Source organism: Streptomyces sp. NPDC057249, from assembly GCF_042669245.1.
Classification (GTDB): Bacteria; Actinomycetota; Actinomycetes; order Streptomycetales; family Streptomycetaceae; genus Streptomyces.
This window is the reverse complement of record NZ_JBHUXS010000002.1, coordinates 150,065-163,936: the sequence shown is the minus strand read 5'-3', so window position 1 is coordinate 163,936 and position 13,872 is coordinate 150,065. Positions and strand designations below refer to the sequence as shown.

The following is a 13,872-nucleotide window of genomic DNA, read 5'->3' as shown; positions in this document are numbered from 1 at the left end:
CCGACCCCTCCCCGGACCAGTGCGTACGCGTCGCGGCGCACCCCGCGTGGCGAAAAGTCGCCACGGCGTGAATTCGCCACGGCACATCATCGCCGTACCGTGCGCCACTCTGCCAATGTGGCGGCACATCGGCGCCGGCGGCCCTGGCCGGCACCGCTACCCGGACCGGTCCGCCGGGCGTCCTTCCCGTGGGGGGTGGGGGTGCCCGGCGGACCATTTTCCGGATGCCCGTTTTCGTACGGCCCCCGCGGTCGACAATAAGGACATGAGTCAGCAGGGGGAGAGGCCGGCGGCCCACGAGGACGACTGGTGGCGCAGGCTGTACGACGAATCCGCCCCGGACACGGGGGCGGCCGAGGCCGCCGACAGTCTCGACGACCGCTTCGACTCGGCGTCCGGCACGGTGGCGTCCGGGGAGGACGCCGCGTACGGGACGCCGCCGGACCTACCCGGGCCCAGGGAGGAGTCGCAGCCGGTGGGGCCGGCGCCGGTTGCCTGGGCGTCGGACCCGGGGTCGGGCGTGGTCGCGCGCCGGTCCGGTAAAGCGGAAGCATCGCCCGACGCTGTGCCCGGCGCTCCGCCGGGGACGCGGTCCGGTGCGGCCGCTCCGCTTCCGGGGGCGACGCGCCCGGCCCCGGAGGCCCGCGCGCCGTCGGCCGAGCGGACACCGGCCCGCGCCCCCTGGGAGCCGCTGACCGGTCCCGCGCTGCCGCGCACGTTTCCCGGGCCGGCCCCCGAGCCCCCGCCGGCCCCCGAACCCGAGCCGCCCGCCGCCGAGGACCCGCGTGTGCCGGCCGGGCGCGCGGCGCCCCCACTGCCCAGGCGGCCCGTCACCGAGCGGACCGGGGCGGACGAACCCGCCGCCGGCGAGGCGCCGGTGGAACCGGCGGACGTGCCTCGGCCCCTGGCCGTCCACGTCGGGGCCCGGCCGCCCACCTACGACGCCGAGCCCACGGCGTTGCCCGCCACCGATCCGTACGAACTGGACCGCGTCGTCCCGGACACGGTGCTCGACGGTGCCACGTACGGGACGTACACGCTGCGTGCCGCTTCCGTGCGCGGTGACTCGGCCCGGTTCCGGGGCGAGCCGCGCCGGGACGCGCTGCTGACGGCGCGTTTCGGGAGCGGGGAGAACGCGCTGGTGCTGGTGGCCGTCGCGGGCGCGTCCCGGGGCGCGGAGGGGGCGCACACGGCGGCGGCGGACGCCTGCCGCTGGATCGGCGAGCCGGTCGGGCGCAGCCACGCCCGGCTCTCCGACGACATAAGGGCGGGCCGCCGGGCCGACCTCAAGTCCGGGCTCCACCGGCTCACCGACCGGGCCTTCGGCAAGCTGCGCGCCCGCGCCGCCGAGCTGGGGGTGGAACCGGACGCGTACACCGCGAGCCTGCGCTGCCTGCTGCTGTCCGCCGACCCCGAATGCCGCACCCGGGTCTTCTTCGGCATCGGCGCCGGGGGCCTCTTCCGGCTGCGCGACGGCAGCTGGCACGACCTGGAGCCGGCGCTGCCGCCGCCCGCCGCGCTGAGCGGGGAACCCGTGGTCGGCTTCGGCTCCTCCGCGCCGGAGAACCCGCCGGAGAGCGGGCCCGAGGGCGACCGGCTGACCATGGACCTCGGTATCGCCACCGGCCCCGCCCCGTTCGTCGAGGACCCGCTCCCGCCCCCTGCCGAACCGTTCCGCTTCCGCGCCTCCGTCGCCCGGCCGGGGGACACCCTGCTGCTGTGCGGGGCGGGCCTCGCCGATCCGCTGCGCGGCGAACCGGAGCTGGCCGCCGAGCTCGCCACCCGTTGGTCGCCCGTGGAGGCGCCGGGTCTCGGGGCGTTCCTCGCGGACGCCCAGGTCCGGGTGAAGGGGTACGCGGACGACCGGACGGCGGTCGGCGTCTGGGAGGCGTAACCGCGCACGCCATGGGTTGATGGATTCCGGACACCGTCCGGGCCGGGGTTTGGCGCCCCGCGTCCCGGACAGCCGGACGTGCACGGAGCACAGGCAGAGGGAGTGCGTCACCCATGGCCAAGCAGAACGTGTCGGAGCAGTTCGTCGACATCCTCGCCCGAGCGGGCGTCAAACGCCTGTACGGGGTCGTCGGGGACAGCCTCAACCCGGTGGTCGACGCCGTCCGGCGGCACGCGGACATCGAGTGGATCCAGGTCAGGCACGAGGAGACGGCGGCGTTCGCGGCCGGCGCGGAGGCTCAGATCACCGGGGACCTGGCGGCCTGCGCCGGATCGTGCGGGCCCGGCAACCTGCACCTCATCAACGGCCTGTACGACGCCCACCGCTCGATGGCCCCCGTGCTGGCACTGGCCTCGCACATCCCGTCGAGCGAGATCGGCCTCAACTACTTCCAGGCGACCCACCCCGAGCTGCTCTTCCAGGAGTGCAGCCACTACAACGAGATGATCTCCAACCCGCAGCAGATGCCCCGGCTGCTCCAGACCGCCATCCAGCACGCGGTCGGCCAGGGCGGGGTCAGCGTCGTGACCATGCCCGGCGACGTCGCCGGGCAGCCCGCCCCGGAGCGGTCCGCCGAACACGCCCTGGTCACCTCGCGCCCCACCGTGCGGCCGGGTGACGGCGAGATCGAGAAGCTGTGCCGGATGGTGGACGAGGCCAAACGGGTGACGCTGTTCTGCGGCAGCGGCACGGCGGGCGCGCACGCCGAGGTCATGGAGTTCGCCGAGCGGATCAAGTCCCCGGTGGGGCACGCCCTGCGCGGCAAGGAGTGGATTCAGTACGACAACCCGTACGACGTCGGCATGAGCGGGCTGCTCGGCTACGGCGCCGCCTACGAGGCCACCCACGAGTGCGACCTGCTGATCCTGCTCGGCACCGACTTCCCGTACAACGCCTTCCTGCCCGACGACGTGAAGATCGTGCAGGTCGACGTGCGGCCGGAACACCTCGGCCGGCGCACCAAGCTGGACCTGGCCGTCTGGGGCGACGTCCGCGAGACGCTGCGCTGTCTGACGCCCCGGGTGAAGGTGAAGAACGACCGCAAGTTCCTCGACCGGATGCTCAAGAAGCACGCCGACGCCCTGGAGGGCGTGGTCAAGGCGTACACCCGCAAGGTCGACAAGCACGTCCCGATCCATCCCGAGTACGTGGCCTCGGTGCTGGACGAACTCGCCGACGAGGACGCCGTGTTCACCGTGGACACCGGTATGTGCAACGTCTGGGCGGCCCGCTATCTGACGCCCAACGGCAAGCGGCGGGTCATCGGGTCGTTCAGCCACGGTTCGATGGCCAACGCGCTGCCGCAGGCCATCGGCGCCCAGTTCACCGACCGGAACCGGCAGGTCGTCTCGATGTCGGGCGACGGCGGATTCAGCATGCTCATGGGTGACTTCCTGACCCTCGTCCAGTACAACCTGCCGGTGAAGGTGGTCCTCTTCAACAACTCCTCGCTGGGCATGGTTGAGCTGGAGATGCTGGTCGGCGGCCTGCCGTCGTTCGGGACGACCAACCAGAACCCGGACTTCGCGGCCGTCGCGCGCGCGGCGGGGGCCTACGGCGTCCGCGTCGAGAAGCCCAAGGAGCTGCACAGCGCCCTCCGGGACGCCTTCCGGCACAACGGCCCGGCGCTGGTCGACGTCGTCACCGACCCCAACGCGCTCTCCATCCCGCCGAAGATCAGCGCGGACATGGTCACCGGCTTCGCCCTGTCCGCCAGCAAGATCGTGCTCGACGGCGGAGTGGGCCGGATGCTCCAGATGGCCCGCTCCAACCTCCGCAACGTGCCCCGCCCATGAGCTGACCAGGTGTCAGGAAGGGTCGTGCGACGAGCCCTTGGCACCCTCAGAACCATGTGACATATTACTGCCGTGTTCACGAGACAGCCTCTGGATGTTGTCGTCGTCGGAGCCGGTGTCGTCGGCGCCGCCTGCGCGTACTACGCCACCCGGTCCGGCCTCTCGGTCGCGGTGGTGGACGGCGGACCGGTCGCCGGCGGCACCACGGGGGCGGGGGAGGGGAACCTCCTGGTCTCCGACAAGCCGCCCGGACCCGAACTCGCCCTCGCCCGGCTCTCCGCCGCCCTCTGGCGCGAGCTGTCCGAGGTGCTGCCCGCGGCGGTCGAGTACGAGCAGAAGGGCGGCCTGGTCGTCGCGGCGAACGAGCGGTCCCTCGCCACGCTCACCGCGACCGCCGCCGGACAGGCCGGGGCAGGGGTGCGCACCACGGCCGTCGCCCCGCACGAACTGCCCGAACTGGAACCGCACCTGGCCCCCGGCCTCGCGGGCGGCGTCCTCTACCCGGAGGACGCCCAGGTCCAGCCCGCCCTCGCCGCCGCCCATCTGATCCGCGCCGCCCGCGACGCCGGGGCGGCCCTGCACACCGGCCGCCCGGTCACCGCCGTGCTCACCGGCCCCACGGGCGCGGTGCGCGGCGTGCGGACCGGGGCCGGTGACCTGCTCGCCCCGGCCGTGGTCAACGCCACGGGCGTACGCGGCGGGGAGTTCGCCGCGCTGGCCGGGGTGGAACTGCCCGTCCTGCCCCGGCGCGGGTTCGTCCTGGTGACCGAGCCGTTGCCGCCGCTGATCCGGCACAAGGTGTACGCAGCCGAGTACGTGGCCGATGTGTCCAGCGCGTCGGCCGCCCTCCAGACGTCACCGGTCGTGGAGGGCACCCCCGCGGGACCCGTCCTCATCGGCGCCAGCCGCGAACGGGTCGGCTTCGACCGCACCCTGTCCGTGCCGGTGCTCAGCAGGCTGGCGGACGCGGCCGCCGCGCTCTTCCCGGTCCTCACCACCGTCCGGGTGCTCCGCGCCTACCACGGCTTCCGCCCGTACCTGCCCGACCACCTCCCCGCCATCGGCCCCGACCGCCGGGTCCCCGGGCTCTTCCACGCCTGCGGCCACGAGGGCGCCGGCATCGGCCTCGCCCCGGCGACGGCGGCCCTGGTGACGGCGGCGATCCGGGGAGAGGAACCGCCCTTGGACGCCGAACCGTTCCGGCCGGACCGCTTCGGGGCGGACCGTTTCGGGGCGGACGCCGGGGGCGGGTGAGCCGCCTCCTCCCCGTGCCCTCGCCGTCCCCCCTCCCTCCCCGCATCGCACGCCCTCCCTCCCGCATCGCCCGATCCACGAGACAGGAGCACCGGTGAGACGAGCACGCCGACGTGACCCCGCCCGCACCCCGGCCGGGCTTGCCGGTGCCGAGCCCGGGGCCGGGTTCGAGATCACCTTCGACGGGCGTCCGGTGCCCGCCCTGCCGGGGCAGAGCATCGCGGCCGTGCTGTGGGCCGCCTCCGTCCTCAGCTGGCGTACCACCCGGGTCGGCGGGCGGCCCCGGGGCGCGTTCTGCGGGATCGGCTCCTGCTTCGAGTGCCTGGCCACCGTCAACGGCCGCCCGAACCTGCGGGCCTGCCTGCTGCCCGCCCGCCCCGGCGACGCCGTCACCACCCAGGAAGGGAACGGACATGCCGCACCCCGCCCCTGACCGCGCCGAGGTCGCCGTGGTGGGCGCGGGCCCGGCCGGGCTCGCCGCCGCCGTCACCGCCGCAGACGCCGGGCTCGACGTGCTGCTCATCGACGCCGCCGACGCCCCCGGCGGCCAGTACTACCGCGCACCCGCCCCCGGCCTCGGCGCCACCCGCCCCGAGGCCCTGCACCACGGCTGGGACACGTTCACCGCGCTCACCGCCCGCCTCGACCGGCACCGCGCCACCGGGCGGGTGCGCCATCTCGCCGGCCACCAGGTGTGGGCGGTGACGCGGACCGGCGAGGACTGGACCCTGCACACGGTCACCGGCCCCGACGGCGGGGACGGGGCCGCCCCGCGCGCCCGCCGTCTCGTGCTCGCGACTGGCGCCGTCGAACGCCAACTCCCCTTCCCCGGCTGGACCCTGCCCGGCGTCGTCGGTGCGGCCGGGGCACAGGCCATGCTGAAATCGGGGCTCGTCCTGCCGGGGCGGCGGGTCGTCGTCGCCGGGAGCGGTCCGCTGCTCCAGGCCGTCGCCCTCTCCCTGGCCGAGGCCGGGGCCCGGGTGCCCGCACTGGTCGAGGCCGCCGGCTACCGGGCGTACGCCCACGCCCCCCGCGTCCTCGCCGCGAACCCCGGCCGGCTCGCGGAGGGCGTCCGCCACCGTGCGGGCCTGGCCCGGCACGGGGTGCGGATGCTCACGCACCGGGCCGTCACCGCCGTCCACGGCACCGAGCGGGTGGAAGGGGTCACCGTCAGCCGGCTCGACCGCGCCTGGCGCCCCGTGCCGGGGACCGGGCGGCGCATCGACTGCGACGCGCTCGCCGTCGGCCACGGCCTCGTACCGCAACTGGACCTCGCCCTCGGCCTCGGCTGCGCCGTCCGCACCGGCACGGACGGCTCGGCGGTCCTGGAAGTGGACGAGCAGCTGCGTACCACCGTGCCCGGAGTCTGGGCCGCCGGCGAGACCGGGGGCATCGGTGGGGTCCGACTGGCGCTGGCCGAAGGGGAGTTGGCCGCCCTCTCGGTGGCCGCCGACGCCCGGGGCGGCCGGCCGCGGCCCCGCGCGGCGGCGCTGCGGCGCAGCCGGCACCGGATGCGCGGGTTCGCCGCGCTGATGGGGGCCGTGCACCGGCCGGGGCCGGGGTGGACCGCCTGGCTCGCCCCGGACACCGAGGTCTGCCGGTGCGAGGAGGTCACCGCAGGAACGGTCCGGACCGCCGTCGCCGAGCTGGGCGCGGGCGACGGCCGCACCGCCAAGCTGCTCACCCGGGCGGGCATGGGCTGGTGCCAGGGCCGCACCTGCGGCTTCGCCGTCCGGGCCCTGGCCGGCCCGCCCGGCGCCGGTGCCACCGCCGACGCCGCTCCCGACCGCCGTCCCCTCGCCTGCCCGCTTCCGCTCGCCACGCTCGCCCGCGCCGACACCCGGCCCGACGGGGGGTGAACCCGCACACCACCCGCGCCCGTTCCGGGCATCCGCGCCCCACCCGCGCACCACCGCGCCCGCCCGGTCCGGCGAGCACCCGCGTACCCGTACACCCACTCCGAAGGAGCCCGTATGACAGCCGAGCCCACCCGCGCCGGTGCCCCCTGGCGGGGCGTCATGGTCGCCACGCCGCTCACCCTGCGCGAGGACCGGACCGTCGACTTCGACGCGTACGCCGCCCACGTCCGGGACCTCCTCGACGCGGGGTGCGACGGTGTGGTGCCCAACGGCTCGCTGGGGGAGTACCAGACCCTCAGCGACCGGGAGCGCCGGGAGGTCGTGCGGGTCGCCGTCGAGGCGGCCGGGGACGGGGCCAGGGTGATGCCCGGCGTCTCCTCGTACGACAGCGCGCAGTCCCGCCGCCGGGCCGAGGAGGCCGCCGAGGCCGGGGCCGGGTGCGTCCTGCTGCTGCCGCCCAACGGCTATCCGTGCGAGGACGCGGCCGTCCGCGCGCACTACGCCGAGGTCGCGGCGGCCGGGCTGCCGGTCGTCGCGTACAACAACCCGTACGACACCAAGGTGGATCTGACGCCCCGGCTGCTCGGACAGCTCCACGCGGAGGGGTCGGTCGTCGCCGTCAAGGAGTTCAGCGGCGACGTCCGCAGGGCGTACGAGATCGCGGAGGAGGCGCCCGGTCTCGACCTGCTCGTGGGCGCCGACGACGTGCTGCTCGAACTCGCCCTGGCCGGGGCCGTCGGCTGGATCGCCGGCTGCCCCAACATGCTTCCGGGCGGCTGTGTCGAGCTGTACCGGGCGGCGGTCTCGGGAGACCTGGAGCGGGCCCTGCCGCTCTACCGGCGGCTGCACCCGCTGCTGCGGTGGGACTCGAAACCGGAGTTCGTCCAGGCCATCAAGGCGTCCATGGACATCGTCGGCCGGCACGGCGGGCCCACCCGGCCGCCCCGCCTGCCGCTGGACGCCGACGCCCTGGCCGCCGTACGCGCCGCGACGGAGAAGGCACTCGCCGAGGGCCTGGACTGAGAGGGGGAGGGACGATGCGCAGCCGCCACGTCTTCCACGCCGTCGACTCGCACACCGAGGGCATGCCGACCCGGGTGATCACCGGTGGGATCGGCACGCTCCCCGGCGCCACCATGGCCGAGCGCCGCGCGTACTTCATGGCGCACCGGGACGCGGTGCGCACCCTGCTGATGTACGAGCCGCGCGGCCACTCCGCGATGAGCGGGGCCGTCCTCCAGCCGCCGGCCCGGCCCGACGCCGACTTCGGGGTGCTGTTCATGGAGGTCTCCGGGTGCCTGCCGATGTGCGGGCACGGCACGATCGGGGTGGCGACCGTGCTGGTGGAGACCGGCATGGTCCCGGTCACCGAACCGGTCACCACCGTCCGGCTCGACACCCCGGCCGGGCTCGTCACCGTGGACGTCCGAGTCGAGGGCGGGGCCGCCACCTCCGTCACCCTCACCAATGTCCCGGCCTTCAGCGCGGGGCTGGGCCGCACCGCGAAGGTGCCCGGGTTCGGCGAGGTGCCGTACGACCTTGCCTACGGCGGCAACTTCTACGCCATGGTGCGGCTGGAGGACCTTGGCCTGCCGTTCGACCGGGCACGCAAGGACGAACTGCTCACGGCCGGGCTGGCGTTGATGGAGGCGGTCAACGCGGCCGACCGGCCGGTCCATCCGGTGGACCCGGCCATCCACGGGCTCAAGCACGTCCAGCTGATCGCGCCCGGCTCCGACGCGGCGCACTCGCGGCACGCGATGGCCATCCACCCCGGCTGGTTCGACCGCTCGCCTTGCGGCACGGGCACCTCCGCGCGCATGGCCCAGCTGCACGCCCGGGGCGAACTCCCGCTGGACCGGGACTTCGTCAACGAGTCCTTCATCGGCACCCGGTTCACCGGCCGGCTGGTCGGCGAGACCTCGGTGGGCGGGCTGCCCGCCGTCGTCCCGACGGTCACCGGGCGGGCCTGGATCACCGGGACCGCGCAGTACTTCCTGGACCCGGAGGACCCCTTCCCGGAGGGCTTCCTGCTGTGAGTCCGCACCGGGTCCAGGTCCAACGTCACATTGTATTCTGGCCCTCCGCACGGTGCTGGAGGAACAGACATGGCCCGCCTGACGTCGCTCAACGCCCTCTCGGCTCAGGAGCACCTACGCGACCAGGTGGCGCACGCGCTGCGGGCGGCCCTCGTCTCCGGCGAGCTGCGTCCCGGCACGGTCTACTCGGCGCCCGCGCTGGCCGCCCAGTTCGGCGTCTCGGCCACCCCCGTCCGTGAGGCGATGCTCGACCTGGTCCGCGAGGGCCAGGTCGAAGCCGTCCGCAACAAGGGCTTCCGGATCACCGAGCTGACCGACCAGGACCTGGACGACTACACCGAACTGCGCGCGATGATCGAGGTGCCCACCGTCGGCCGGATCGCGCGCATGGGCCTGACGCACGAGCTGGAGGCGCTGCGGCCGGTCGCCGAGGAGATCGTCGAGGCCGCCCGGCGGCACGACATCCTCGGATACCTGGAGGCGGACCGGCGCTTCCACCTCGCCCTGCTCGGGCTGGCCGGCAACCGGCGGCTGGTCGAGGAGGTCGGCGAACTCCGCAAGCGCTCCCGGCTCTTCGGGCTGAACCGGCTCTCCGAGTCCGGGCAGCTGGCCGCGTCGGCCGAGGAGCACATCGAACTGCTCGACCTGGTGGTCGCCGGGGACGCCGAGGGCGCGGAGTCCTGCATGCTCGGCCACATGTCGCACGTCCGCTCGCTGTGGGCCGACGGCCGCCGGGGCGCCCCGGCGGGCCGCGCGTAGCGCCGCAAGCTCCCGCGCTACCAACGGCGTTGACGCGCCCAGGAATGTCGTCACGGCCGCTTCCTAAAGACATGTGACATGTGCCATTGTACTGACGGCCGCGCTGAGGTCGTGTCCATGTCACTTCGCTGACCGTTCAAGGTCGCCCGCCGTCCCCGTCCGGCCTCACCGCGCCATCCCCCACGGCCGCGCAACGGCGCGCGGCCACCACACCGCTGGGAGGCGGCACGTGAAGAAACGAACGGCCCGACAGAGAGTCACCGGACTCACCACCGCGGCCCTGGCGGCCTGCCTGGGCATCGGCATGCTCGCCGCCCCGGCCCCGGCCGCCGAGCCCCGGCCCTCCGCCCCGGCCGCCGCGAGCGCCGCCGCACACCGGGCCGCCGGTCCCGCCGCGCCGGAGCCGGGCGGTCCCGCCGCACAGGCCGCCACCGCACCCGCACCGGACCCGGCCCACCTGGGCGAAGCGGCAGAGAGCCCCGCCGACCGGGCCCCGCTCAGCGCGTCCAAGGACGCGCTGCGGCGCGACTACGACGACCCGCGCGCCACCGAGCCGAGCCACCCGGCCCCCTCGATGAAGGCGAAGGCCCGCGCACGGGCCGCCCGGGCGGCGGCCTGCTCCGTCGCCGACTTCACCAGCCGCACCGGCAGCGCCCTCGTCCAGCAGATCAAGGCGTCCACCACCGACTGCGTCAACACCCTGTTCTCCGTCAAGGGCGATGACGGCCGCCTCGCCTTCCGCGAGGCCCAGATGGTCACCGTCGCCAACGCCCTGCGCGACGGATCGGCCGCCTACCCCGGCGACAGCAGCACCGGCATGCCCCAACTGGTGCTCTACCTGCGCGCCGGGTACTACGTGCAGTACTACGACCCCGGCACCGTCGGCTCGTACGGCACCGCCCTGCGCACCGCCATCCAGGGCGGCCTGGACGCCTTCTTCGCCTCGGCGCACTCCCGTGACGTCACCAACGCCAACGGCGAGACCCTGGCCGAGGCCGTCGTCCTCATCGACAGCGCCGAGCAGAACGCCCGCTACCTGTCCGTCGTCAAGCGCCTGCTGGCCGGCTACGACTCCACGTACAACAGCTCCTGGTACATGCTCAACGCGGTCAACAACGTCTTCACGGTGACCTTCCGGGGCCACCAGCTGCCCGCGTTCGTCGGCGCCGTCGAGGCCGACCCGAGCCTGCTCGACGCGCTCGCCGGCTTCGCCCGCGACCACCTGGACCTGCTGGGCACCGACCAGTCCTACCTGACCTCCAACGCGGGCCGCGAGCTGGCCCGCTTCCTCCAGGAGGACACGCTCAGGCCCCGGGCGAAGCCGCTGGTCATCGACCTCCTCGGCCGCTCCTCGCTCACCGGGCGGACCGCGCCGCTCTGGGTCGGCCTGGCCGAGATGGCCGACTACTACGACAGCGCCGCCTGCTCCGCGTACGGCACCTGCGACCTGGCCGCCCGCCTCAGGAGCGCCGTCCTGCCGACCTCGTACACCTGTAGCGACAGCATCCGCATCCTCGCCCAGCAGATGTCCTCGGACGACCTGACCGAGGCGTGCGCCAGCCTGCGCGGCCAGGACGCCTACTTCCACCGGATCGCCAGGGACAGCGGGCCCGTCGCGGGTGACCGCAACACCACCATCGAGGTCGTCGTCTTCGATTCGAGCACCGACTACCAGACCTACGCCGGCGCCATCTACGGCATCGACACCGACAACGGCGGGATGTACCTGGAGGGCGACCCCTCGGCGGCCGGCAACCAGCCGCGGTTCATCGCCTACGAGGCCGAGTGGGTCCGGCCCGACTTCCAGATCTGGAACCTCAACCACGAGTACACCCACTACCTCGACGGCCGGTTCGACATGGCGGGCGACTTCGCCGCCGGTGTCTCCACCCCGACCGTGTGGTGGATCGAGGGCTTCGCGGAGTACGTCTCCTACTCGTACCGCGGCATCACCTACGACGACGCCGTCAGCCGGGCCGGCGCGCACACCTACACGCTGCGCACGCTGTTCGACACCACCTACGAGAACGCCGACCAGACCCGCGTCTACAACTGGGGCTACCTGGCCGTCCGCTACATGCTGCAGTCGCACCGCGCCGACCTGGACAAGCTCCTCGGCCTGTACCGCGCCGGTGACTGGAGCGGCGCCCGCACCCTGCTCACCGCCACCATCGGCAGCAGGTACGAGACGGACTGGACCGCCTGGCTCACGGCGTGCGCGGCGGGCGACTGCGGCGCCCTCACCGACCCGCCGACCGAGCCCACGGCCCAGTGCACCGGCACCGACCCCCGCGAACTCGGCCAGGACTGCGCCCGGGACGGCCAACACGCCACCCGGGGCGACTACGCCTACCTGTACCTGTACATACCCGAGGGCACCGACCGGCTGACCGTCACCACCGGCGGCGGCACCGGCGACGCCGACCTCTACTACAGCTCCACCGGCTGGGCGACCACCGGCTCGTACACCGCCAAGGCCACCGGCAGCGGCAACGCGCACACCCTCACGGTCGACCACCCGGCCGCCGGGGCGCACTACGTCAGCCTGTACGGCGTGCGGGACTTCGGGCAGGTGAGCGTGGCGACGAGCTACTGACCGGTACGTCCTCAGAGCAACCGCAGCGCGTCCGGCCCCGCCCGGTCCCGGATGATCTCCACCAGCCGGTCGAAGAGGGTCGGACCGCGCCCCGCAGCCGCCTGCGCACACGCCTCGCGCAGGCGGCTCCGGTTGCTCTCATGGGCGCGGGCGGCCATCCGCTCCAGCCGGCGGGCGGTCTCCGCGTGACCCAACGCCCGCGCGGACAAGGCATGGTCGCGCCACTCGAAGACGAAGTCACCGTCGTCCGGCGCGCCCATCCCGCCGCTCAGGCAGTCCGCGAAGGCGTCGAGGTTGCGACCGAAGTAACCACCCGGCCCGTTCACGGCTTCACCGACCACGGTCCAGAAGCTGTCCAGGCCGGTGATCCGGGCACCCTCGATCACATAGGTCACGGTCATGGGGCCAACCCTACGGGCGCGGATCAGCAGTCGTGGTCCACCAGGTCGAACGTCTCGTAGTGGTCGGCGGTGTAGTAGTCCTCCCGGATCTCCTCGCCCGTGACGATGCGCCGCGCGCCCCGCGTCGGGGAGCCGGGGGTGATGACGGTGTACTCGTGGTAGTAGCCGGTGTCCCGCGCGGGCAGCACGCCCTCGCGGTTCTGGAAGACGGTGCCGTCCTGGTCGTACGGGAACGGCCCGCCGGCGTCGATGAGGTCCAGGGTGTCGTGGGCCTGGGACGGCAGGTCCGAGTAGCAGACGCTGCCGACCGACGTGGTCGTGGCCGAAGCGCCGGCCGCGACCGGGCCGCCGACGAGGAGAGCGGACAGAAGGGCGGCAGCGCCGCCGAGCGTGGTGATCCGTGGGGGGATTCGCATGCTCCATGATGACGCGCGTAGACAGCGGCGCGTCAACGCCAACCCGGGTGAATTCTTGGAGAGTTAACCGTGGAGAGGGAACACACCCCCGCCCCCGGGGGCCCGGGAGTACCACGGTCGTGCGGCGGTCGAACGGAAGTCCGCGTGCGGCTCACGGGCTGACGGAGCGCCAGATGTGATACGGGACCGTGCGGACGGCCTCCTCGATGTCGACGTCGCCCATCGCGAGCCAGCGCCGCGCGATGCTCGTCACCGGACCCAGGATCAGTGATTCGAGCACCGGCAGCGGCAGCGCCGCCAGTTCGCCCGACTCCCGGTGGGCGTGCAGCCAGGCGGCGAGCGGTGCGATCCGGGCCTCCTGGGCGCCGCGCAGCTGCCGCGCGTTCGTGACGGCCTCGCGGTCGGCGGTGACGGAGTGCATCAGCCGGGCCGCGTCCGGATGCGCCTGGACGAAGCGGAGGTACGTCTCCGTCAGTGCGTGCACCCCGCCGCGTGCGTCCGCGACCTGTTCCAGCGCCCCGGCCACCTCGCCGAGGAGGCGGCCCAGCCAGGACTGCGCGAGGGCGAGGACCACGCCTTGCAGGCTGCCGAAGTGGTGGTAGATACTGCCCGCGCTCACGCCGCTGGCCGAGGTGATGGCGTGGAGCGTGAGGCCGGCCTCGCCCCGGGCCGTGTACAGCTCCAGGGCGGTGTCGAGCACCTGGGCGGCCGTGGCCTCCCCGCGTTGTTGCTTCGGACTCATCGACGCGGCCCCTGCTTCCGGAATCTCTGGCTCCTCATGGTGCCTCCGGGGACAGC

General features: G+C 74.1%; 12 protein-coding genes. 9 read left to right on the top strand and 3 right to left on the bottom strand.

Annotation, left to right across the window (positions count from 1 at the left end; translation table 11 throughout):
- The first annotated feature begins 265 nt into the window (after positions 1-265).
- The 9 genes from ACFUJY_RS04370 to ACFUJY_RS04330 all read left to right on the top strand — a co-directional run bounded on the left by ACFUJY_RS04370 (position 266) and on the right by ACFUJY_RS04330 (position 12,257).
- A complete protein-coding gene (locus tag ACFUJY_RS04370) occupies positions 266-1,894 on the top strand; it encodes a protein phosphatase 2C domain-containing protein (RefSeq protein ID WP_383294321.1) in 1,629 nt (542 codons plus the stop codon).
- 113 nt (positions 1,895-2,007) lie between these two features.
- Positions 2,008-3,750: a pyruvate dehydrogenase gene (locus ACFUJY_RS04365; protein WP_383294318.1), complete on the top strand. Its 1,743-nt coding sequence runs from the start codon at positions 2,008-2,010 to the stop codon at positions 3,748-3,750.
- A 72-nt stretch (positions 3,751-3,822) separates the two neighbouring features.
- Entirely contained in the window at positions 3,823-5,004 is a 1,182-nt protein-coding gene (locus tag ACFUJY_RS04360) for an NAD(P)/FAD-dependent oxidoreductase (protein ID WP_383294314.1), read from the top strand.
- Positions 5,005-5,098: 94 nt separating this feature from the next.
- Positions 5,099-5,437, top strand: coding sequence for a (2Fe-2S)-binding protein (locus tag ACFUJY_RS04355; protein ID WP_383294311.1), 339 nt, complete (start codon positions 5,099-5,101; stop codon positions 5,435-5,437).
- Positions 5,418-6,863: an NAD(P)/FAD-dependent oxidoreductase gene (locus ACFUJY_RS04350; protein ID WP_383294308.1), complete on the top strand. Its 1,446-nt coding sequence runs from the start codon at positions 5,418-5,420 to the stop codon at positions 6,861-6,863. The genes ACFUJY_RS04355 and ACFUJY_RS04350 overlap by 20 nt, the downstream gene beginning before the upstream one ends.
- 114 nt (positions 6,864-6,977) lie before the next feature.
- On the top strand, positions 6,978-7,886 hold the full coding sequence (locus ACFUJY_RS04345) for a dihydrodipicolinate synthase family protein (RefSeq protein ID WP_383294305.1): 909 nt from the start codon (positions 6,978-6,980) through the stop codon (positions 7,884-7,886).
- Positions 7,887-7,900: 14 nt separating this feature from the next.
- Complete coding sequence (locus ACFUJY_RS04340) at positions 7,901-8,902, top strand: proline racemase family protein (RefSeq protein ID WP_383294303.1); 1,002 nt, start codon at positions 7,901-7,903, stop codon at positions 8,900-8,902.
- Positions 8,903-8,971: 69 nt separating this feature from the next.
- Positions 8,972-9,661, top strand: coding sequence for a GntR family transcriptional regulator (locus ACFUJY_RS04335; RefSeq protein WP_383294300.1), 690 nt, complete (start codon positions 8,972-8,974; stop codon positions 9,659-9,661).
- A 229-nt stretch (positions 9,662-9,890) separates the two neighbouring features.
- Complete coding sequence (locus ACFUJY_RS04330) at positions 9,891-12,257, top strand: collagenase (RefSeq protein WP_383294298.1); 2,367 nt, start codon at positions 9,891-9,893, stop codon at positions 12,255-12,257.
- An 11-nt stretch (positions 12,258-12,268) separates the two neighbouring features.
- Here the strand turns inward: ACFUJY_RS04330 and ACFUJY_RS04325 are convergent, their stop codons facing one another.
- The 3 genes from ACFUJY_RS04325 to ACFUJY_RS04315 form a co-directional block, all read right to left on the bottom strand.
- Positions 12,269-12,658 carry a barstar family protein gene (locus ACFUJY_RS04325; protein ID WP_383294295.1) on the bottom strand — a complete coding sequence of 130 codons (390 nt, stop codon included), beginning with the start codon at positions 12,656-12,658 and terminating at the stop codon, positions 12,269-12,271.
- 23 nt (positions 12,659-12,681) lie between these two features.
- Positions 12,682-13,074: a ribonuclease domain-containing protein gene (locus ACFUJY_RS04320; RefSeq protein ID WP_383294292.1), complete on the bottom strand. Its 393-nt coding sequence runs from the start codon at positions 13,072-13,074 to the stop codon at positions 12,682-12,684.
- Between the two features lie 151 nt (positions 13,075-13,225).
- On the bottom strand, positions 13,226-13,816 hold the full coding sequence (locus tag ACFUJY_RS04315; protein WP_383294289.1) for a TetR/AcrR family transcriptional regulator: 591 nt from the start codon (positions 13,814-13,816) through the stop codon (positions 13,226-13,228).
- Between the last annotated feature and the right edge of the window lie 56 nt (positions 13,817-13,872).

Coding starts and splice junctions, on each gene's coding strand:
- ACFUJY_RS04325 (WP_383294295.1), bottom strand. CDS start 12,658: ATGACCGTGACCTATGTGATCGAGGGTGCCCGGATCACCGGCCTGGAC.
- ACFUJY_RS04340 (WP_383294303.1), top strand. CDS start 7,901: ATGCGCAGCCGCCACGTCTTCCACGCCGTCGACTCGCACACCGAGGGC.
- ACFUJY_RS04350 (WP_383294308.1), top strand. CDS start 5,418: ATGCCGCACCCCGCCCCTGACCGCGCCGAGGTCGCCGTGGTGGGCGCG.
- ACFUJY_RS04315 (WP_383294289.1), bottom strand. CDS start 13,816: ATGAGTCCGAAGCAACAACGCGGGGAGGCCACGGCCGCCCAGGTGCTC.
- ACFUJY_RS04365 (WP_383294318.1), top strand. CDS start 2,008: ATGGCCAAGCAGAACGTGTCGGAGCAGTTCGTCGACATCCTCGCCCGA.
- ACFUJY_RS04320 (WP_383294292.1), bottom strand. CDS start 13,074: ATGCGAATCCCCCCACGGATCACCACGCTCGGCGGCGCTGCCGCCCTT.
- ACFUJY_RS04345 (WP_383294305.1), top strand. CDS start 6,978: ATGACAGCCGAGCCCACCCGCGCCGGTGCCCCCTGGCGGGGCGTCATG.
- ACFUJY_RS04335 (WP_383294300.1), top strand. CDS start 8,972: ATGGCCCGCCTGACGTCGCTCAACGCCCTCTCGGCTCAGGAGCACCTA.
- ACFUJY_RS04370 (WP_383294321.1), top strand. CDS start 266: ATGAGTCAGCAGGGGGAGAGGCCGGCGGCCCACGAGGACGACTGGTGG.